The sequence below is a fragment of the Serratia sp. 3ACOL1 genome (assembly GCF_003668775.1).
GTDB lineage: Bacteria > Pseudomonadota > Gammaproteobacteria > Enterobacterales > Enterobacteriaceae > Chania > Chania fonticola.
The window spans coordinates 5,833,450-5,854,768 of the sequence record NZ_CP033055.1; the positions used below are offsets into that span (position 1 = coordinate 5,833,450).

Below are 21,319 nucleotides of genomic sequence, written 5' to 3' on the forward strand. Positions count from 1 at the left end.
ACTGTAGCCGCGATCACACTTCTGGCCGTAGTTACCTCTTGACGTAAACCTCAGTCGCGGTCATTCGATGCGAAACTGAGCGTCCAGTCGGCTGACCCCCAGCCCATTGACCTTTTTCACCTTAATCTGCACCGGGATGCGCTCCTTCATTGCCTCCACGTGGCTGATCACGCCGATGGTTTTGCCGGTGGCGTTAAGGCTGTCCAAAGCGTCTAGCGCGGTGTCCAGCGTCTCGGCGTCCAGCGTGCCGAAGCCCTCGTCCAGGAACAGCGAATCGATGCTGGTCTTGTGGCTGACCAGATCGGACAAGGCCAGCGCTAGCGCCAGACTCACCAGGAAGCTTTCACCGCCGGAGAGGGTGCGGGTATCGCGCAGGGCATCGGCCTGCCAGGTATCCACCACCTGTAGCTCCAGCGCATCACTGGTTTTGCGTTGCAACAGATAGCGCCCGTGCAGGCGGCCAAGCTGATTGTTAGCCAGGTATACCAGATGATCCAGGGTCAGGCCCTGAGCGAACTTGCGGAACTTGTCGCCCTCTTTGGAGCCGATAAGCTGGTTGAGCAGGCTCCAGTCGTCGTACTGCTGTTGGCTTTGAGCGATCTGTTCGAACAGGGACTGTTGATTGAGGCGGCGCTCGGCATCGCTGCTCAGTTGGTTACGCACCTCGCCCTGACGCAGCTGTAGTGTTTTCAGCCGCTCTGCCAGTTCGCTGAGCGCGGTGGTGAGTTGCTCAATATTGGCCTGGGTTTCATCCAGATCCGCAGGGCGCTCCAGACGGTGCTGCTCCAGAGCCTGTACGGCCTGCGCCAACAGCGTTGTGGCCCGCACCTGACGCTCCTGCAACTGCTCTTTGTGCTGCTGTAAGCGTTGGCGTTCGTCGTCATCCAGTAGCGCGGCGTTGAATGCGGCCTCATCGTCGAAGGTGCTGCTGGCCAAGGCCTGCTGCCACTGCTGCTCGGCCTGTTGCCCCCGTTCGGCTTGCTGTTGTTGCTGTTGCTGCAAACCGACCCATTGGCCAGCCAGACGATCGCGCTGCTCCTGGGCTTTGTGCAATCGCTCCGTAGCCTGCTGCAAGGCGTGCTCTGCGGCAATTTGTGCCGTGCGCAACTGCTCACGGGCTTCAACCACCGTTCTTTCACCAAACAGCGCGATGCGTTCGTTACGCTGTGCCAGCAGCTGAGTTTCATTCGTCAGGCACTGTTGTTGCCACTGTGCCAATTGGCGCTGGGTTTCCTGCTGGTTTTTCTGCAGCAACTCAAAGCGCTCATTCAGTCGCGCTGTTTCCTGTTGCGAACTCTGCTGTTCAGTTTGCAGGGCATTCAGGGCATCCTTCGCAAGCTGTACGGCCTTGGCGAGCCGTTCGTGTTGCAACAGAAGCTGCTGAGCGGCCTGCTCTTCACTATCGCAAGCCTCCAGCCAGGCGGTTAACCGGGCGCTGTCTTGCAGCGTAAAGTCGAAGGCCAAGGGGGCGCTGAGGGTCTGCCAGCTTTGCAGATGGCTTTCCTGCTGCTCAATTTCCTGGTTCAACTGCGTTTGCAGACGTTGCTGCTGCTCTTTCAGGCTTTCACTGCGTGCGCGCAGCTCTGTCCCTTGAGTGTGCAGTTCTTCGGTTTGGGTGCGTAACTGGGCGACGCGCTGTTCCGTTTCTGACGGTTTGACAGCCTGATATTGTTCGATCGCCGGATGGTGCGTGGAGCCGCACAGCGGGCAGGGAGCATCGGTTTGCAGCCGCGCCCGTTCGGCTTCCAGACTGACGATGCGCTTTTCCAGTTCGAGCGTCTTCTCAACGTCTGTCAGGTGCGCTTTTTGCTGTTTATACTGCTGGCGCACCGCATCGAGTTGGGTTTCTACTTCGGTCAGCTGTTTTTGTCGCGTAGTGAATTCGAGCCGCTGCTGTTCAAGGCGTTGCTGGTTCTGCTGGAACAGCAAGGCCAGTTTTGACAACTGCTGGCGAACCGGGCGCAAGCCACTCAGTTCGCCCTGGCGGTGACGCAGTTTCTCCAGCGGGGATTGCGCCTCTAACGTGGCTTGCTGCTGGAGTTGGCTATCCAACGCCGCCGTGAGTTCAAGCTGCCTGGTCTGATATTGACCCGCCAGGGTAGCCAGTTGGCCGCGTCTTTCGGTGAGTTGTTCCAGAGTGCGCCGCAGCTCTTCGCTCTGCCGCTGGCTCTCCGCAAGCTGTTTACGCGCTTCTGCCAGTTGGTTTTGCAACTGAGCAATCTGATGATCGAGCGGCAACACCTTGTCATCCATCAGCGTTTGCTGCTGTTGCTGATGTTCCGCCTGGTCTTGCCTGGCCTTTTGCGCCTGATCCAACTGCTGTTGTAACGGGGTCAGTTCGGCCAATTGCCGCTCTTGCTGCTGAGCCAACTGGTCGATCTGTTGCTGTAATGCTAAACGATCCCGCTGACAACGATTACGCTCATTGAGCAATGGGCGCAGTTTCTCGGCAGGCTCACTGCGGGCTAACCGTTGCAACTGCGGTTCGGCCAGTTGAAACTCCTGCTGCACGCCAGCCAGCTGTTGCTGATAATCCTGAGTCTGCTGCTGGGTGGTTTGCCAGCGTTGCAGCCAGCTCAACTGATGTTGTTGCCGTTGTGATTGTTGGCTGAGAAGTTGCTCTTCAGTGCCGAGCTCGTTGAGCTGGTTTTCCACCGCCTGACGCTGCTCATCATTGAGCAGTTCAATCCCGCTGGCACGGTGATGCAAAGCGTCCAGATCGCTTTTCGCCTGTTTGTGCTGTTCGAATACCTGTGCCGACAGCCGCCCATAAATCTCGGTGCCGGTCAGTTCTTCCAGCAGTTCGGCACGTTCGTTGGCCTTGGCGTTCAGGAAGGCGGCAAACTGGCCCTGCGACAGCATCATCGATTTGGTGAAGCGGCCAAAATCCAGCCCGGTGATCGCGGCAATCAGCTCTTTTTTATCGGAAATTTTATCCGCCAGGATTTTGCCGTCTGCCCGCAGTGCCAGCTCCACCTTGGGAGCCTGCAGGTTGCCGTCCGGATCGTTTTTCGCCCGGCGTTGGCTCCAGAAGGCGCGATAGCCGACGCCTTTGACCTCAAACTCCACTTCGGCCAGCGATTCGGCGGTGTGGCGGGTCATCAATTCGTTCTGGCTGGCGCTGACTTCCAGCCGCGGCGTCTGGTGATAGAGAGCCAGACAGATGGCATCCAGCAGGGTGGTTTTACCCGCCCCGGTGGGACCGGTGATGGCAAACAGGCCGTTGCTGGCGAAGGGTTCCGCCGTGAAGTCGATTTTCCACTCGCCCTGTAGCGAGTTCAGGTTTTTCAGCCTTAGGCTCAGGATCTTCATGCGGATGGCTCCTCTTGGTGATGCAAGGTTTCTACCACCTGCTGGAACATCTGCCGCATCTGCTGTTGGCGCGGTTCGGCCATCTCGGCTTCCAACGCCAACCGGCGCTCGAAGACTTCGCCCACGCTTAATTCATTCAGGGTTTCTTTATCCTGCTGGGCAAGGGTCTGGTTACGTTGCTCTTTACTGCGCCGCAGCAACACCACTTCAACCGGTAAATCTTCCGCCAACTGTTGGATGCGGCGCTGAATATCACTGAGGTAATCTTGGGTGGCTACTTCGATATCCAACCAAACCGGAAGTTCGCCATGATAATCGGCAAACTGCTGTAATTGGGCCTCGATTTGCTGTAAATCACCCTTGATCAGCTGCATGGGCTGGAAGGTGGGGATCTCCAATGGCGCGATCTGTTGCAATGCTCCGTCGGCAAAATCGACCATAAACACGCTTTTGGCTTTGCCTAACTCGTCAAAACTCAGTGGGATTGGCGAGCCGCTGTAGCGGATATGCTCAGACTTGGCGACGTTCTGCGCGCGATGGATATGCCCCAACGCAATGTAATCGGCAGGGGGGAACGCCTGGGCTGGAAAGGCGTCCAGCGTGCCGATATAGATATCCCGTACCGAATCCGAGGTGGTGACGCCCACGGTGGTTAAGTGGCCAGTGGCGACGATCGGTAGTGGCAAACCCAACGCATCGCGGCGCGCACAAGCTGCCTGATACAGGTTTTGGTAATGCTCGGCGATGGCTTCTTGCAGAGCCTGCTGCTTTTGGTTGCCAGACTCACCGGCGCGGCTGGTGAGCAGATCCCGTGGGCGCAGGAACGGAATGGCGCAAAGTACCGCACCAGGTTGGCCATCAAGCTGGTTGAGCACCACGATCTGCTGCTCCAGCTCGCTTTGCGCGTTGGCAATCACGGTGGTATTCAGGCAGGAAAGCAGCTCACGCGATTCGTTCAGCGTGGCCACGGAGTCATGGTTGCCGCCCAGCACCACCAGTTGGCAGCCGGTGCGTTGCAGTTCCACCACAAACCGGTTGTATAGTTCGCGGGCGTAGCTGGGTGGGGAGCCGGTATCGAATAGATCGCCTGCGACGATAAGCGCATCCACCTGATGCTGTTCCACCTGTTCGATCAGCCAACGTAAGAAGGCCTGATGCTCGGCGGCGCGGCTTTTGGTGAAAAAGTACTGGCCCAAATGCCAGTCGGAGGTATGGATCAGGCGCATAAAACTCCCAGGGCGACAACATAATGGCGACGATTATAAAGGGGGGGATCTCTCCTGTCGTGGTTCAATCAAGCAGAGAGCCGAATGATTTTTGTTTGCCGTCAGAAATAATCGCTATGCTTACTGCGTTCGATCGGGCTTTTTTTTCATAAAACTGTCACAAAACTGACGCATAATGGCGACCGCAATCAACTGAGATCGCTAACACATTGGCAGGATTGACGATGGCAAGACGCATACTGGTGGTGGAAGACGAAGCGCCGATCCGTGAGATGGTGTGCTTTGTGTTGGAACAGAATGGTTACCAACCGTTGGAAGCCGAGGATTATGACAGTGCCGTTACGCGCCTGTCTGAGCCGTTCCCTGATTTGGTGTTACTGGACTGGATGTTACCGGGAGGTTCCGGCATTCAGTTTATCAAGCATATGAAGCGTGAGGCGATGACCCGGGATATCCCGGTAATGATGCTGACCGCGCGCGGTGAAGAAGAAGATCGGGTACGTGGCCTGGAAGTTGGCGCGGATGATTACATCACCAAACCTTTCTCGCCCAAGGAGCTGGTGGCACGTATCAAGGCGGTAATGCGCCGTATTTCACCAATGGCAGTAGAAGAAGTGATTGAAATGCAGGGGTTAAGCCTGGATCCTTCCTCACACCGGGTGATGGCCAATGAACAGGCGCTTGAGATGGGGCCGACCGAGTTCAAACTGCTGCACTTCTTTATGACTCATCCGGAGCGTGTTTATAGCCGCGAACAGTTGCTTAATCACGTCTGGGGCACTAACGTTTATGTGGAAGACCGCACCGTTGATGTGCATATCCGCCGGCTGCGTAAGGCGCTGGAGACCAGTGGTCATGACAAGATGGTTCAAACCGTTCGCGGCACCGGTTATCGGTTCTCAACGCGCTACTGATCGCACAGCGCTGGAGAGGTTACCGTGCTAGAACGTTTATCGTGGAAGAGGCTGGCGCTGGAGCTGGCCCTTTTTTGCCTGCCTGCCTTATTGCTGGGGCTGATTTTCGGTTATCTGCCCTGGTTGCTGTTGGTTTCGGTGCTGGCCGCGCTGGCCTGGAACTTCTATAACCAACTCAAACTTTCCCACTGGCTGTGGGTGGATCGCAGCATGACGCCGCCGCCGGGCCGCTGGAGCTGGGAGCCGCTGTTCTATGGCCTGTATCAGATGCAGCAGCGTAATCGCCGCCGCCGCCGTGAGCTGGCGTTGTTGATCAAACGCTTTCGCAGCGGCGCCGAATCCTTACCGGATGCGGTGGTGATGACCACCGTTGAAGGCAATATCTTCTGGTGTAACGGCCTGGCACAGCATCTGCTGGGCTTTCGCTGGCCGGAAGATAACGGCCAACACATTCTCAACCTGCTGCGCTATCCGGAATTCAGCCATTATCTGCAACAGCAAGAATTTACCCGGCCGCTGACGCTACAGCTGAATAACGAGCACTTTGTCGAATTCCGTATCATGCCCTATTCCGAAGGCCAACTGCTGATGGTGGCCCGTGATGTGACCCAGATGCGCCAACTGGAAGGGGCCAGACGCAACTTCTTCGCCAACGTCAGCCATGAGCTGCGTACGCCGCTCACGGTGTTGCAAGGCTACCTGGAGATGATGAGCGATGAAGAGCTGGATGGTTCGCTGCGTGGCAAAGCCTTGGGCACCATGCAAGAGCAGACCAAACGCATGGATGGCCTGGTAAAGCAGTTGCTTACGCTCTCCAGGATCGAGGCCGCGCCAAACGTGGATATGAACGAGAAGGTCGATATTCCGTTAATGCTGCGGGTATTGCAGCGTGAAGCGCAGTCGCTTAGCGGCGGTAATCATCAGATTAATTTCCGGGTGAATGAAAATCTGCAGGTGTTCGGTAACGAGGATCAACTGCGCAGCGCGGTTTCCAATCTGGTGTACAACGCCGTCAACCATACTCCGGCGGGTACCAACATCGAAGTGAGCTGGCAGCAGACGCCGCAGGGGGCTCAGTTCCAGGTCAGCGATAACGGGCCGGGCATTGGTGCCGAACATATCCCGCGCCTGACCGAGCGTTTCTATCGCGTGGATAAAGCACGTTCGCGCCAGACCGGCGGCAGTGGGCTCGGCTTGGCCATCGTGAAGCATGCGCTCAGCCATCATGATTCACGATTGGAGATCCTCAGCGAGCCAGGCATCGGCACCCGTTTTATCTTTACCTTGCCTAACCGGTTGATTGTTCCCGCGGCTTTAGCAGAGAATGCGGTGAAAAATTAACAGGTCGCCCGCCATGAATCGATTTATCCAAGCTTTGCTGCTTTGCCTACTGTTGTCGGTTGGCCGCGGGGCCGTGGCTGCTCCGGACGGCATGCTTTCCGGTAACCTGTCCAGCGTAGGTTCCGACACCCTGGCCAACCTGATGGCGCTGTGGGGGCAGGATTTCAGCCGGCACTATCCCAACGTGAACCTGCAACTGCAGGCTGCCGGTTCCTCAACGGCACCCACCGCATTAGCGGCTGGTGCTGCGCAGCTTGGGCCCATGAGCCGACCAATGAAGGCGGCGGAGGTGTCGGCGTTTGAGCACCGCTATGGCTATGCGCCGCTGGCGGTGCCGGTCGCGGTTGATGCGCTGGTGGTGCTGGTGCATCAGGACAATCCGCTACGTGGTTTGAATCTGCAACAGCTGGATCAAATCTTTTCCGCGACTCGTCGCTGCGGGGAAAACACGCCGATTAACCGCTGGGGAGAGCTGGGGTTGCAGGGCAGCTGGCAGCAGCGTGCCTTGCAACGCTTTGGCCGCAATTCCGCTTCGGGTACCTATGGGTATTTCAAACTGCGTGCGTTATGCGGTGGCGATTTTATGGCGCGGGTGAATGAACTGCCGGGGTCGGCCTCGGTGGTGCAGGCGGTGGCCGGATCGTTAAACGGCATTGGCTATGCCAGCATCGGCTTTCGCGCCAGCGGGGTGCGGCTGTTGCCCCTGGCAGAAACGGGCGATCGTTATATTGAACCTAGCGAAACCAACGTGCGTAACGGTAGCTATCCGTTGGCGCGCTACCTGTATATCTACATCAACAAAGCTCCCAACCAGCCGCTGGAACCCCTGACAGCGGCATTCCTTGACCGTGTACTGTCTGCTCAGGGACAGGATCTGGTAAATCACGATGGTTATCTGCCGCTACCGCCGGATACGCTGCGCAAAACCCGCACGCTCTTGGGGCTGGATTAGTCCGGCCAACTTGAATTCCATTCAACACCCATGAAAATTTCTCCATTGCCGGGTGACCGGTGACATGAAAGGATGCACTCAAGCAGTTTAGACGTCTGGATGTCCATTTGTAACCCAGCGTAATAATTCAACTTGTCAATGATTGGAACTGATGGCGGCTAGCCCTCAGTGCATCATCGGAGCAGAACATGTCCAAAGCCAGCCATGCCTTTCACGCCGACGTTGTCGGTAGCCTGTTGCGCCCTGCGGCGCTGAAAACGGCCCGTCAGCAGTTCCAGAATGGTGAGATCGACGCGGCTCAGCTGCGCGCAGTAGAAAACGAGCAAATCCGCCATATTGTCGGCAAACAGCAGGAGATCGGCTTACAGGTCGTGACCGATGGTGAGTTCCGTCGTGCCTGGTGGCACTTCGACTTCCTTGAGGGGCTTGATGGTGTAGAAGGCTACGAGGTGGAGCAGGGCATTCAGTTTAACGGAGTGCAAACCAAGGCCCGCAGCATCAAGGTGACCGGCAAACTGGGCTTTAGCAACCATCCGATGCTGGAGGATTTTCGTTTCCTGAAAAGCGTAGCCGGTGATGCTGTGCCGAAGATGACCATCCCGAGCCCGAGCGTGCTGCATTTCCGCGGTGGCCGTCAGGCGATCGACCCGCAGGTGTACCCGGAGCTGGATAGCTACTTTGACGATCTGGCACAAACCTACCGCGATGCGATCAAAGCCTTTTACGACGCTGGCTGCCGCTACCTGCAGCTTGACGATACCGTCTGGGCCTATCTGTGCTCCGACGATCAGAAGCGCCAGATCCGTGAGCGGGGTGAAGATCCCGAGCAATTGGCCCGTACCTACGCAGAGGTGCTGAATAAAGCCATCGTCGGGAAACCGGATGATTTGACCATTGGTCTGCACGTTTGCCGTGGTAACTTCCGTTCCACCTGGATCTCGGAAGGGGGTTATGAGCCAGTGGCGGAAATCCTGTTTGGCCAGGTCAATGTTGATGCCTTCTTCCTGGAATATGATAACGAACGATCTGGCGGTTTTGAGCCACTGCGTTTTATCAGGCCGGGCAAGCAGCAGGTGGTGCTAGGGTTGATCACCACCAAGACCGGTGAGCTGGAAGATCCGGCGGTGGTGCAACAACGCATCAAGGAAGCAACGCAGTTCGTCGATATTAAACAGCTCTGCCTGAGCACGCAGTGTGGTTTTGCCTCTACCGAAGAGGGCAACAGCCTGAGTGAGCAGCAACAGTGGGATAAGCTGCGTAGCGTGGTCAATATCGCAGCGTCGGTCTGGTAAGCGCCAGTAAAATGAGCACATGACACGCGTTCAACGTCTGGTTATTGGTGTTTTCACGCACCGTGTAACCATTTGTTTCACATTTCGTGAGTGATGTGCTCAAAAATAATACAAATCATGTAGTGCATATTTATTGATAACCCCTATGTTCGACTGGATGAGAGATATTATCTGGACGATCACTCTGCTTTCCGTCCTGCGTATTGCCTTTTGGCACTATAAACGTTTAACTATCCCCCTATTGCCGGACTAAACCTCCATTTTCCCCAGCTTTCTGCGGTGATTGCGACCAGGAATTCAGCAGGGGAAAAAACGTCTAAAAATCTGCTCGTCATCATGAGTATTCGCCTTTATCAAGGTCAGACGCTGCTATTGCGCGCTGTCTGTTGCCTATGGGGATCACGATGAGAGAGCAGGCCGGCAACCGAACCGAAGTGGGGCACTTTTGCCACCATGCTTATCGGCAATTTTTTATTTCAACAGGCAGCACAACAGATTATGAGTCATCGTTTAGCGTCAAAAGATATTCTGGCTTTGGGTTTTATGACCTTTGCCTTATTCGTCGGAGCCGGGAACATCATCTTCCCGCCGATGGTGGGTTTGCAGTCTGGCGAACACGTCTGGACTGCGGCGATTGGTTTCCTGATCACCGCTGTGGGTCTACCGGTTCTAACCGTGATTGCCCTGGCTCGCGTTGGTGGCGGCGTTGATGCATTAAGCTCACCGATTGGCCGTAGCGCCGGTCTGCTGCTGGCAACGGTGTGCTACTTGGCCGTTGGCCCGCTGTTTGCCACCCCGCGTACCGCGACCGTTTCCTTTGAAGTGGGTATTGCCCCGTTGACCGGTGACGGAGCCATGCCGCTGTTTATCTATAGCCTGGTCTATTTTGCATTGGTGATTGGCATCTCGCTCTATCCGGGCCGCTTGCTTGACACCGTGGGCCATATTCTGGCTCCGCTGAAGATTGTGGCGTTGGCCGTGCTGGGTATTGCCGCAGTGTTGTGGCCTGCAGGGACACCGATCCCGGCGGTGGATGCCTACCAAACCGTGCCGTTCTCTTCCGGTTTTGTTAATGGCTATCTGACGATGGATACGCTGGGCGCCATGGTGTTCGGTATCGTGATCGTTAACGCCGCACGTTCTCGTGGGGTGAAGGACGCTGGTCTGCTGACCCGCTATACCATTCTGGCGGGTCTGATCGCCGGTGTGGGCCTGACGCTGGTCTATCTGAGCCTGTTCAAGCTGGGCTCCGGCAGCGGTGTGCTGACGCCGGATGCTACTAATGGCGCGGTAGTGCTGCATGCCTACGTGCAAAATACCTTCGGCGGCCTGGGCAGCTTCTTCCTGGCGGCGCTGATCTTCATCGCCTGTATGGTGACCGCGGTGGGCCTGACCTGTGCCTGTGCGGAGTTCTTCGAGCAGTACCTGCCTTTCTCTTACAAAACGCTGGTATTCATTCTCGGCCTGTTCTCAATGGTGGTGTCCAACCTTGGCCTGAGCCACCTGATCCAGATTTCGATCCCGGTGCTGACCGCGATCTATCCGCCTTGCATCGTGCTGGTGCTGCTGAGTTTCACCCTGCGTTGGTGGAGCAGTGCATCACGTATTGTTGCGCCGGTGATGTTAGTCAGCCTGTTGTTTGGTATCCTTGATGCGGTGAAAGCGTCCAACTTCCAGCATTTGATGCCAGAATGGACCAATCACCTGCCGCTGGCGGCGCAGGGGCTGGCATGGTTGCCACCTTCGCTGCTGATGCTGGTACTGGTCGCGATTTATGATCGGGTTTTTGCACGCAGCCAAGTGACTGCTCACCCTTAAACCTACGGTCTGAATTTTAGGCCACGGACTTGTCCGTGGCTTTTTTACGTTTAAATTAAGACGGGTCATTTTCATGCAACAACAGTCACCCACCGCAGCTCCAGCCAATAAGCTCAAACGTGGCCTCAGCACGCGCCACATTCGTTTTATGGCCCTGGGTTCGGCCATTGGTACCGGTCTGTTTTACGGCTCCGCAGAGGCCATCAGAATGGCTGGCCCCAGCGTCCTGCTGGCTTACCTGATCGGCGGTATTATTGCCTTTATCATCATGCGCGCACTGGGCGAAATGTCGGTGAATAACCCGCAGGCCAGCTCGTTCTCGCGCTATGCCCAGGATTATCTCGGCCCGATGGCGGGTTACATTACCGGTTGGACTTATTGCTTTGAGATCCTGATCGTTGCCATTGCCGACGTGACGGCCTTTGGCATCTACATGGGCGTCTGGTTCCCGGAAGTGCCGCATTGGATCTGGGTGTTGAGCGTGGTGCTGATTATCGGTGCCATCAACCTGATGAGCGTGAAGGTGTTCGGTGAACTGGAGTTCTGGTTCTCGTTCTTCAAGGTGGCGACCATTATCATCATGATCGTCGCCGGTATCGGCATCATCGTCTGGGGCATCGGCAACGGGGGACAACCGACCGGGATACACAACCTGTGGGTCAACGGCGGCTTCTTCAGTAACGGTTTTATCGGCATGATCCTGTCGCTACAGCTGGTGATGTTTGCCTACGGTGGTATTGAAATCATTGGTATTACCGCCGGTGAAGCGAAAGATCCTAAAGTGTCGATCCCCAAGGCCATCAACTCGGTGCCTTGGCGTATCCTGGTGTTCTACGTCGGGACGCTGTTCGTCATCATGTCCATCTATCCGTGGAACCAGGTGGGGACCAACGGAAGCCCGTTTGTGCTGACCTTCCAGCATATGGGGATCACCATTGCGGCGGGTATCCTTAACTTCGTGGTGATCACCGCGTCACTGTCGGCGATTAACAGCGACGTGTTCGGCGTTGGCCGTATGATGCATGGCTTGGCGGAGCAGGGGCATGCCCCGCAGGTGTTCAGCAAAATCTCCAAACGCGGTATTCCGTGGGTGACTGTGGTAGTGATGATGGCGGCCATGCTGATCGCTGTGTATCTCAACTACATCATGCCGGAAAGCGTGTTCCTGGTGATTGCCTCACTGGCGACCTTTGCCACCGTGTGGGTGTGGATCATGATCCTGTTCTCGCAGATCGCTTTCCGCCGTAGCTTGAGCAAAGACCAGGTCAGCAAGTTGGCGTTCCCACTGCGCGGTGGGGTATTCACCTCGGTGGTTGCCATCATCTTCCTGGTGTTTATCATTGGCCTGATCGGTTACTTCCCAACGACGCGTATTTCCCTGTATGCCGGACTGGTGTGGGTCGCGGTGCTGCTGCTGGGCTACTACATCAAGGTGAACCGCCAGAAAAAGCGAGCCGTATTGACACAGTAAGATTGCCCCTCACCCCAACCCTCTCCCACAGGGAGAGGGAGCTGTCCGGAGCACTTGGTTGGTTCGTGCTGCTTCGGAAAGTGGGGAGTAAAGGCATTACGCAGAAAAATCAGCGAGTCTTCTCATCCAAGGTGCACCACCGTATTTTCAGGCCCACTCGATCGGTCCCCTCTCCCACAGGGCTGTCTCTTATACACAACTCGGCATCTTACTGTTTTTTATGGGAATTATTTCAAGCAAATCAATAGGGCACTCGGAAAAATTCTCTTTAAAATCAGCCTGCTATGTTTCTCAAATTACGGCCATTTGACCGCAACTTGAGATGTGTATAAGAGACAGCCCACAGGGAGAGGGGGCTGTCCGGAGCACTTGGTTGGTTCGTGCGGCTTCGGAAAGTGGGGAGTAAAGGCATTACGCAGAAAAATCAGCGAGTCTTCTCATCCAAGGTGCATCACCGTATTTTCAGGCCCACTCGATCGGTCCCCTCTCCCTGTGGGAGAGGGCTAGGGTGAGGGGCGTAATATTGAAGCCAGCGCTCCTCACTACCGTATTAGTGTGTTTTCCTCTTCCGTATCGCCATCACCGGCGGCTCTAGCCTCCATCACCAGGTTGCTTTCGCATAACCGTTCTTCCTTCCCTTCTCTAGAGCAGCGTGCCAGCACTTCACGAATATCCATCATACTGCTGCTCAAGGCGCTGAGTGCCGGTTGCAATGTGCGGCTCATCTGGCTTTCATCCAGCGTGGCGCTGTGCAGATAGCCAGCAAACATCAGCGTGGCCAACAGGGTGATCAGACGGTGTTTTGACGATGTTAACAAGATGCCTGCTCCGAACGATAAAATGGCGTGTGCGTATTAATAGCCATTCGGCGGCAGAAAGAAAGTCAGAGGAGATATCTGTTGGCAATCGGTTGAAGATAATTACCAACAGAAATAATTTCGTCAGGTTACGTTAGGGATTGTTGGGCGCGGGCTGCAGGTTTGCCAGCATGCTGCGCATGTCGTTGCTGCTTGGAGTCTGATGGATGCGCAGATCGAATTCACCGATCACCGCCAGCAGATGATCGAAGATATCCGATTGAATTCCTTCGTACTCTGCCCACACCGTGGTGTTGGTAAAGGCGTAAATCTCCAGCGGTAACCCTTCCGGCGTTGGGGCCAATTGGCGCACCATCAGCGTCATATTCTGGTGGATCCCCGGGTGCGAACGTAAATAAGCCACCAGATAGGCGCGCAAAGTACCCACGTTAGTCAGGCGGCGGCCGTTGAGCGGCGAACTGAGATCCACCTCGCTTTGCTGATTGTACTTACCCAGCTCCTGGGTTTTATCGTTCAGATAGCGTTGCAACAGTGGGTTGCGGTTGAGGCGTTCTTGCTCCTCTGACGTCAGGAAGTGGACGCTGGTGGTGTCGATATTGATGCTGCGCTTGATGCGGCGGCCACCGGATTCAGACATTGAACGCCAGTTCTTGAACGAATCTGAGATCAGCGCGTAGGTGGGAATGGTGGTGACGGTGTTGTCCCAGTTTCTGACCTTGACCGTGGTCAGGCCGATATCGGTGACCGCGCCGTCGGCACCGTATTTAGGCATCTCTAGCCAGTCGCCGATTTTCAACATATCGTTGGCGGAAAGCTGGATCCCGGCGACCAGGCCGAGAATGGGATCTTTAAACACCAACATCAAGACGGCCGTCATGGCACCCAAACCGCTGAGTAACAGCAGCGGTGAACGGCCCATCAGCAGTGAGATGATCATGATGCCGATGAAAATGGCGGCGACCAGTTTCACCCCCTGGAAGATGCCACGCAGCGGGAGCTGATTGGCAAGCGGGCTTTGGCGCATCAGAGTCAACAGCGTGTCGAGCAGTGAGAACAACGTCAGCAGGGAGAATAACAGGATCCACACCTGTGCCGCCGTAACGATAATTGCCTGAGTCTGGCTGCCATTATGCAGCCACAGTACCGCCTGCACGTTGATGATCACCCCTTGCAGCAGTAGGGCGGCACGCTGGAAGAGTTTATGTTGGGTGATAGCCTGCTGCCAGAGACGTTGTGAATGCTGGCCACGGCGCTGGATAGCCGTCAGCACCACGCGGTGCAGCACCAGATGGATCACCACGGAAATCAGTGCAATCAGCCCAAGCACCATTGCCAGTGACATCATGTCGGTGAATTCCAGCCCAATACTTTCCAGCCATTGCCTTATTTGTTGTTGCATGCTCGCTCCCTCCAAAGTACTTAAAAAACATCCAATAAATCTAAAACCCGTTAGCCTAAAGGTTATCGGGCATGATATGTGTCTGTTTACCCACTTTTACATTGTAAATCAGCATCTCCACCCCTCGGCTCATCCCCGAGTTTATCATTGAAAGAGGAGGGAGAACGGTGCTCAACGTGGCATGGTGCGTGGCATTGCATTCGTCGTCGATTTGGTTTGCTACATCAGGAGAAAATTCATGCTAAATGCCTGGCATCAGCCGGTTCCACCTTTCGTGGTGAATAAGGGGCAGCGTCTGGAAATCGCTTTGTGGTTACAAAGTGATGAGTTGCCTGAACAGGTTTTTCTACGCGTCGAGCCGGACAATGAAGAGTGGTTGCTGATCATGAAGCCGAAGGCAGCAGAGGGGCTGTGGCGCTATCAGGCCAGCCTGACGCTACACGAAGGGGAACCGGTACGGCGCTACTGTTTTAAACTGCTGTGGGCCGATCGTCAGCAGTGGTTTGGCCCGCAGGGCTGGTCGCTGACCCCGCCGGGGCAGCTGGCACAGTTTGCCGTGGATGAGCCAGATAGCAGCCCTGGCTGGGTGGCCGATCAGGTATTTTATCAGATTTTCCCCGATCGCTTTGCCAGCAGCGGTGGGGAACATGGCATCCAGAATGGCAGTTATCACCATCATGCAGCCGGAAGTGATGTGATACGTCGTGACTGGCAACATCCGCTTGAGGATGAGCACGCTGCTTCGACTTTCTATGGTGGCGATCTGGATGGCATCAGCGAGAAGCTGCCCTACTTGCAGCGGCTTGGCGTCACCGCCCTGTATCTAAACCCGATTTTCACCTCACCCAGCGTCCATAAGTACGATACCGAAGATTACTATCAGGTCGATCCCTACTTTGGCGGTAACGACGCCTTGCTCCGTTTGCGAGTGAGCACTCACAAGGTGGGGATGAAACTGGTGCTGGACGGCGTATTTAACCATACCGGCGACTCCCATCCGTGGTTCGATCGTTATCAACAGGCAGAGGGTGGCGCGTGCCATCATCCCGATTCGCCTTATCGCGGCTGGTTCAACTTCTACCCGGACGGTAACGTGCTGAGCTGGAAGGGCAATACCAATCTGCCCAAGCTCAACTTTGCCGAACCGCAGGTGGTCGATACTATTTATCGGGCGGACAACAGCGTGGTACGCCATTGGTTACGCCCACCGTACAGCATCGACGGCTGGCGGTTGGACGTGGTGCATATGCTGGGGGAAAACGGCGGTGCAGCGGGGAACCTGCATCACCTGGCCGGAATGTATCAGGCAATCAAGCAAGAGAACCCAGATGCCTATGTGCTGGGCGAACATTTTGGCGACGCGCGCCGCTGGCTGCATGCCGGAGTTGAAGACGCGGCAATGAACTATATGGGTTTTGCCCTGCCGGTGCGGGCGTTTCTGGCCGGTGTCGATGTGGCTTATCACTCGGTGCTGCTGGATGCGGCAGACTGTGCGCACTGGATGGACGGTTACCGGGCCGGATTGCCCCATAACCGCCAACTGATCCAGTTCAATCAGTTGGATAGCCATGACACGGCGCGTTTCTTGACCTTGCTGGATAACAATCCGCGCCGGATGCAGATGGCGGCGGTGTGGCTGCTGGCGTGGATTGGCGTACCTTGCCTGTATTACGGTGATGAGATTGGTCTGGATGGCGGCAACGATCCCTTCTGCCGCAAGACGTTCCCTTGGGACGAAAGCCAATGGGATCGGCCACTGTTGGCCTTGTTCAGCCGCCTGACGGAACTGCGTAAGCAGAGCAAGGCGCTACGCCGTGGCGGCTGCCAGGTGCTGTATGCGCAGGGGGAAACGCTGGTGTTTGTGCGTACTTACCAGCGGGAGCAGGTACTGGTGGCGTTGCAGCGCAGCGGTAGTGGAGAGGTTGAACTGCCTTATAACCCGCTGTTGCGAGAGGGGAAATGGCAGCTTGTGGAAGGGGAAGGCGAACTGGTTGCACAGGAAGGTGGCCTGCGGTTGCAGCTAGCGGCCGAGTCGGCCAGCGTGTGGCGGTTACGTGGGTGATGCCGGCAATATTGCTGAATAGGTAGGGGCGCCGCATGCTGCGCCCCTACAGTGTGAGTCGGTGACGTTTGTCAGCAGTCTCGTTAATACCCTACAGCAGATCCTGCCGGGCGGCGTACGTCGTTGGCTCCGTACAGGTAGCCTTCACGTACGCGTCCAGAAACGGCAGAGTCGTTACCCGAGTTGGCCGGGCTGACACCCGCTGCACCCGGTAATCCCACCAGAATCAGTTCCGCAGCGCCCCAAGGGGTTTGCTCAACCATCTTGTAGCCCATCTCCTTGAGGATTCTCAGCGTATCGGCAGAGACGCCGCGCTGTTCGTAATAGACCTCATCCGGCAACCATTGATGATGGATCCTCGGGGCATCCACTGCTTCCTGCGGGGCCATGCCATGATCGATCACGTTCAGCGCGGTTTGCAGCGTGATGGTAATGATGCGTGAACCGCCTGGCGAGCCGAGCACCATAAAGATCTTGTTGTCTTTGGTCACCAGCGTAGGGCTCATGGAGGATAGTGGGCGCTTACCGGGGGCGATGGCGTTGGCCGTTCCCTGCACCAGGCCATAGAGGTTCTTCTCACCGACCTTGACGGTAAAATCATCCATTTCATCGTTGAGGAAGAAGCCTGTGCCCGGTGCGATCACCACGGCACCGAAACGGCCATTGACGGTATAGGTGGTCGACACCGCATTCCCTTCATGATCGACGATCGAATAATGGGTGGTTTCCGGCTTTTCGTGCGGCTCCATCCCCGGTTGTACATTGACAGAAGGCGTAGCCTGATTGGCGACGATTTTCTTACGGATCTCATCGGCGTAGCTTTTGCTCACCAGCCGATCGATCGGATTCTTGATAAACTCGGGGTCGCCGAGATAGGTATTGCGGTCCATATAGGCATGGCGCATCGCCTCGGTCATGGTGTGGATCGTCGCAGCCGAGTTAAAGCCCATGCTTTTCAGATCGTAGCCCTCAACGATATTGAGGATCTCGCACAGCGTGACGCCACCGGAGCTAGGTGGTGGCGCAGAGACGAATTTATAACCGCGATAGCTACAGGTGATCGGCGTAGCCTCGGTCACTTTGTAGTTGGCGAAATCGGCGGCGGTGAGAATGCCTCCCCCCTGTTTGGCGGCGGCTTCAACCGCCTGCGGGATTTTGCCCTGATAGAATGCGGAGGGACCTTCTTTGGCGATGGCTTCCAGTGTGTTAGCCAAGTCGGTTTGCACCAGGCGATCGCCCGGTTGTAGCGCAGAACCGTCTTTACGCAGGAAGATTTTGGCCGATTCCGGGTCTTGCTTGAAGCGTGCGACGGTGGTGTCGAGAATATCGGTATCGGCTCGCGTCAGGATAAAGCCCTCACGGGCCAGCCTGATGGCCGGTTCCATCACCTGCTCGCGGCTCAGCTTGCCGTACTTTTTACGCGCGGTCTCCATTCCCAGCACCGTTCCCGGCACGCCAGCGGCCAGATAACCATATAGGCTGGCGTCTTTTTTCACCTTGCCTTGCGCATCCAAATACATATCGGCACTGGCTGCCGCCGGAGCGGTTTCACGGAAGTTGATAAAGGTATCGGTGCCATCGGCCAGGTGCAGGGTCATGAAACCGCCACCGCCGATATTGCCACAGCAGGGGTTAACCACCGCTTGGGCATAGCCGACCGCGACCGCCGCATCCACCGCGTTGCCCCCTATCTTGAGAATATCTACGCCGACCTGTGAGGCCAGATGCTGCGAGGTGACCACCATGCCATTTTGCGCTTCCACCGCCGGGTTTGAGGCTGCATACAGCTGGCTGCTGACCAGCAAGGCTGCCAAGGTCAGCGGTTGACTCCACTTTTGCAAAAACATAACGACTCCTGTGTTGATCCCTGTGTTTTTATTTGTCCCGCAGGTGCTGCAAAGCGCAGGCCAACCTATGAAGCGTAGCTACGAACAGAGGATATGGCGGTGGGCAGAGTGAAAAATGTGAAGCGAAACAGGGGAATATTGCACTGGCGGGGGGCGGTTGCACCGATTTTGGGCATAAAAAAAACCGGCCAGCAGGGCTGACCGGTTCTGACACTTACAGGCTGAAATTACAGCTTGGAAGCGTTCTCAGACAGGTATTTAGCTACGCCGTCTGGAGATGCGCCCATACCTGCTTTGCCTTTTTCCCACTGAGCTGGGCACACTTCGCCGTGCTCTTCGTGGAATTGCAGCGCGTCAACGGTACGGATCATTTCGTCGATGTTACGGCCGATTGGCAGGTCGTTCACGATCTGAGAACGTACAACGCCGTTCTTGTCGATCAGGAAAGAACCACGCAGGGCAACGCCCGCGTCTGGGTGCTCGATGCCGTAAGCTTTCTGAATTTCGCGCTTAACGTCAGCAACCATTGCGTATTTCACTTCACCGATGCCGCCTTTGTCGACAGGGGTTTTACGCCATGCGTTATGGACGAATTCTGAGTCGAAGGAAACGCCTACAACTTCAACGCCGCGCTTCTGGAACTCTTCATAGCGGTGATCGAAAGCGATCAGCTCAGAAGGACATACGAAGGTGAAGTCCATCGGCCAGAAGAACAGTACGGCTGGTTTGCCATTCAGGTGCTTCTTCAGGTTGAAGTTTTCTACGATTTCGCCATTGCCTAAAACGGCTGCAGCGGTGAAGTCAGGGGCTTGACGAGTTACCAGGACCATAATTACTCCTGTAATAGTAGTTCAATGGGTTGATGTAAAAGCAGGGGCCAGTATAAGGGCCACCACTCGGTGAGGGAAGGGTGAAAGACCAATCAATGAGATAGCTTCCACCTATCAAACCGAGAGAATAAATCTAGCAGTCTTTCAAAATAACCTTTTCGTACAAAAGGGCAAGGACAAAAAGCCACATTCCGTTAACTGAATGAGTAATAGGGCTTTTTATCCGGCGATCACAATGACTTGTTTCTGGCCTGTTCCATCATACGGGGATAAAACTGCCAGAACTGTGTTTCAAGCTGATGATACTGGCGTTCCACGTCGGCAAAGGAGCCAGCCAGTGCGGCCAGCCGTGGGCGGCGGCTTGCCATGCCTGCCAATACATCGCCGATAAACGGCAGCTCGGCGTAACGCTCCAGCCAGCGTTCGGGCCAAAGATAGCTGTTCAGGTTCTGGAAACGCTGCGGCGTCTGCGGCAGATGCGGCACAATCAGGCTGCGAGCCTGCTGGGTGAAGGAGTGCAAGCTGCAGGTTGGCTCAAGCTGTTGCCAGTGGCGAGCCAGAAAGTGATCCCAGACCACGTCGAGCGTAATGGGGGCGACGCGGCGAAATTGCGGGCTGAAATAGTCGCGGCAGGCTTTGACTTCCGGCTGGATATCGGTCAAAACATCGACGCGCCGATGCATCATGATGCCAGCCACTACCGCCGGATCGTAATCACCCGCGGGGTTGCCGCGCACGAAATCGGCGAGCAGGTTGCCAAGCAGCGAGCTTTCCGCAAGCTGGGCCAAATGGAGATGAGCGAGAAAATTCATCTGCCAACTATAACCCAAGTCATGCAATTCCTCCTTATTCCTTGCTGCTTGTCGCCCGCGGCTTTAGACTGTACCGCCTGTTTTTTCCCAATTAGCTAGCTGAAGAAGTGAATACCCATGCGCGTCGCCGATTTTTCTTTTGAGCTCCCCGAGTCTTTGATTGCCCGCTATCCACAGCCTGAGCGCAGCGGTTGCCGTTTGCTGCAGCTGGACGGGCCAAGCGGAGGCCTGACGCACGGCGTGTTCACCGATCTGCTGGATAACCTGGAAGCGGGCGATCTGCTGGTGTTCAACAATACCCGCGTGATCCCTGCGCGCCTGTTTGGCCGCAAGGTCAGCGGCGGCAAGATCGAAGTGTTGGTCGAGCGGGTGTTGGACGATCATCGGGTGCTGGCCCATGTACGTGCCTCCAAATCCCCCAAGCCGGGCACCGAACTGCTGCTGGGCGATGACGAAAGCATTGCCGCCACCATGGTCGCACGCCATGACACGCTGTTTGAACTGCGCTTTAACGACGATCGTGACGTGTTCACCATCCTCAACGCGGTGGGCCATATGCCACTGCCGCCGTATATCGATCGCCCGGATGAAGACGCCGACCGCGAGCTGTATCAGACCGTCTACAGCGAAAAGCCGGGAGCCGTAGCGGCCCCGACGGCGGGCCTGCATTTTGATGAGCCGCTGTTGGCTGCGCTGCGCGCCAAGGGCATTGAGATGGCGTTTGTCACCTTGCACGTTGGCGCTGGCACCTTCCAGCCAGTGCGGGTAGAAACGATTGAAGAGCATGTGATGCATGCGGAATACGCCGAAGTGCCGCAGGATGTGGTGGATGCGGTATTAGCCTGTAAGGCGCGGGGCAAAAGGGTGGTTGCCGTGGGCACCACTTCGGTACGTTCGCTGGAAAGCGCGGCCAATGCCTGCCAGGATGCGCTGATCGCGCCTTTCTTCGGCGACACCAGCATCTTTATCTATCCGGGATATCACTATCAGGTGATCGATGCGCTGGTAACCAACTTCCACCTGCCGGAATCCACTCTGATCATGCTGGTTTCGGCATTTGCTGGCTATAAAAACACCATGAACGCCTATCATCAGGCAGTGGCCGAGCAGTACCGTTTCTTCAGCTACGGCGATGCGATGTTTATCAGCCGTAATCCACTGGCGGAAAGCGAATCCGTCGGGGAATAAATTCCCGGGTTACGCACACTGCGTGGCCCTGTTTTAA

15 protein-coding genes are annotated in these 21,319 nt (G+C 56.1%); 8 read left to right on the forward strand and 7 right to left on the reverse strand.

Annotated elements, in window-relative coordinates:
* Positions 1-60: 60 nt before the first annotated feature.
* Both sbcC and sbcD read right to left on the reverse strand, forming a co-directional pair.
* Positions 61-3,312 (reverse strand): exonuclease subunit SbcC, encoded by a 3,252-nt coding sequence (sbcC, locus tag D9980_RS26440; protein ID WP_121608908.1) that lies wholly within the window; start codon positions 3,310-3,312, stop codon positions 61-63.
* On the reverse strand, positions 3,309-4,538 hold the full coding sequence (sbcD, locus tag D9980_RS26445) for an exonuclease subunit SbcD (RefSeq protein ID WP_121608909.1): 1,230 nt from the start codon (positions 4,536-4,538) through the stop codon (positions 3,309-3,311). The genes sbcC and sbcD overlap by 4 nt, the downstream gene beginning before the upstream one ends.
* A gap of 224 nt (positions 4,539-4,762) precedes the next feature.
* Between sbcD and phoB the strand changes: the two genes are divergently transcribed.
* The 6 genes from phoB (at position 4,763) to proY (ending at position 12,326) form a co-directional block, all read left to right on the forward strand.
* Entirely contained in the window at positions 4,763-5,452 is a 690-nt protein-coding gene (gene phoB / locus D9980_RS26450; RefSeq protein WP_021180214.1) for a phosphate response regulator transcription factor PhoB, read from the forward strand.
* A 24-nt stretch (positions 5,453-5,476) separates the two neighbouring features.
* Positions 5,477-6,793: a phosphate regulon sensor histidine kinase PhoR gene (gene phoR, locus D9980_RS26455; RefSeq protein WP_024483907.1), complete on the forward strand. Its 1,317-nt coding sequence runs from the start codon at positions 5,477-5,479 to the stop codon at positions 6,791-6,793.
* A 13-nt stretch (positions 6,794-6,806) separates the two neighbouring features.
* Entirely contained in the window at positions 6,807-7,745 is a 939-nt protein-coding gene (locus tag D9980_RS26460) for a PstS family phosphate ABC transporter substrate-binding protein (protein WP_121608910.1), read from the forward strand.
* Positions 7,746-7,933: 188 nt separating this feature from the next.
* Positions 7,934-9,037: a cobalamin-independent methionine synthase II family protein gene (locus D9980_RS26465; protein ID WP_121608911.1), complete on the forward strand. Its 1,104-nt coding sequence runs from the start codon at positions 7,934-7,936 to the stop codon at positions 9,035-9,037.
* 498 nt (positions 9,038-9,535) lie between these two features.
* Entirely contained in the window at positions 9,536-10,855 is a 1,320-nt protein-coding gene (gene brnQ, locus D9980_RS26470; RefSeq protein WP_121609097.1) for a branched-chain amino acid transport system II carrier protein, read from the forward strand.
* 73 nt (positions 10,856-10,928) lie between these two features.
* Positions 10,929-12,326, forward strand: a complete 1,398-nt coding sequence (gene proY, locus D9980_RS26475) for a proline-specific permease ProY (RefSeq protein ID WP_024528662.1) — start codon at positions 10,929-10,931, stop codon at positions 12,324-12,326.
* Positions 12,327-12,868: 542 nt separating this feature from the next.
* Here the strand turns inward: proY and D9980_RS26480 are convergent.
* Both D9980_RS26480 and D9980_RS26485 read right to left on the reverse strand, forming a co-directional pair.
* Positions 12,869-13,144: a hypothetical protein gene (locus D9980_RS26480; protein ID WP_121608912.1), complete on the reverse strand. Its 276-nt coding sequence runs from the start codon at positions 13,142-13,144 to the stop codon at positions 12,869-12,871.
* Positions 13,145-13,277: 133 nt separating this feature from the next.
* On the reverse strand, positions 13,278-14,543 hold the full coding sequence (locus D9980_RS26485; RefSeq protein ID WP_024483913.1) for a mechanosensitive ion channel family protein: 1,266 nt from the start codon (positions 14,541-14,543) through the stop codon (positions 13,278-13,280).
* A 238-nt stretch (positions 14,544-14,781) separates the two neighbouring features.
* On the opposite strand from D9980_RS26485, the gene malZ reads away from it, so the two are divergent.
* Positions 14,782-16,605 carry a maltodextrin glucosidase gene (gene malZ / locus D9980_RS26490; protein WP_121608913.1) on the forward strand — a complete coding sequence of 608 codons (1,824 nt, stop codon included), beginning with the start codon at positions 14,782-14,784 and terminating at the stop codon, positions 16,603-16,605.
* 83 nt (positions 16,606-16,688) lie between these two features.
* Here malZ and ggt read toward each other — a convergent pair whose 3' ends face one another.
* The 3 genes from ggt to D9980_RS26505 form a co-directional block, all read right to left on the reverse strand.
* On the reverse strand, positions 16,689-18,452 hold the full coding sequence (gene ggt / locus D9980_RS26495; protein ID WP_121608914.1) for a gamma-glutamyltransferase: 1,764 nt from the start codon (positions 18,450-18,452) through the stop codon (positions 16,689-16,691).
* 227 nt (positions 18,453-18,679) lie between these two features.
* Entirely contained in the window at positions 18,680-19,282 is a 603-nt protein-coding gene (locus tag D9980_RS26500; RefSeq protein WP_121608915.1) for a peroxiredoxin C, read from the reverse strand.
* A 230-nt stretch (positions 19,283-19,512) separates the two neighbouring features.
* Entirely contained in the window at positions 19,513-20,094 is a 582-nt protein-coding gene (locus D9980_RS26505) for an ACP phosphodiesterase (protein WP_121608916.1), read from the reverse strand.
* Between the two features lie 117 nt (positions 20,095-20,211).
* Here D9980_RS26505 and queA point away from each other — a divergent pair, with 117 nt between their 5' ends.
* Positions 20,212-21,282 (forward strand): tRNA preQ1(34) S-adenosylmethionine ribosyltransferase-isomerase QueA, encoded by a 1,071-nt coding sequence (queA, locus tag D9980_RS26510; protein WP_021805506.1) that lies wholly within the window; start codon positions 20,212-20,214, stop codon positions 21,280-21,282.
* Positions 21,283-21,319: the final 37 nt, after the last annotated feature.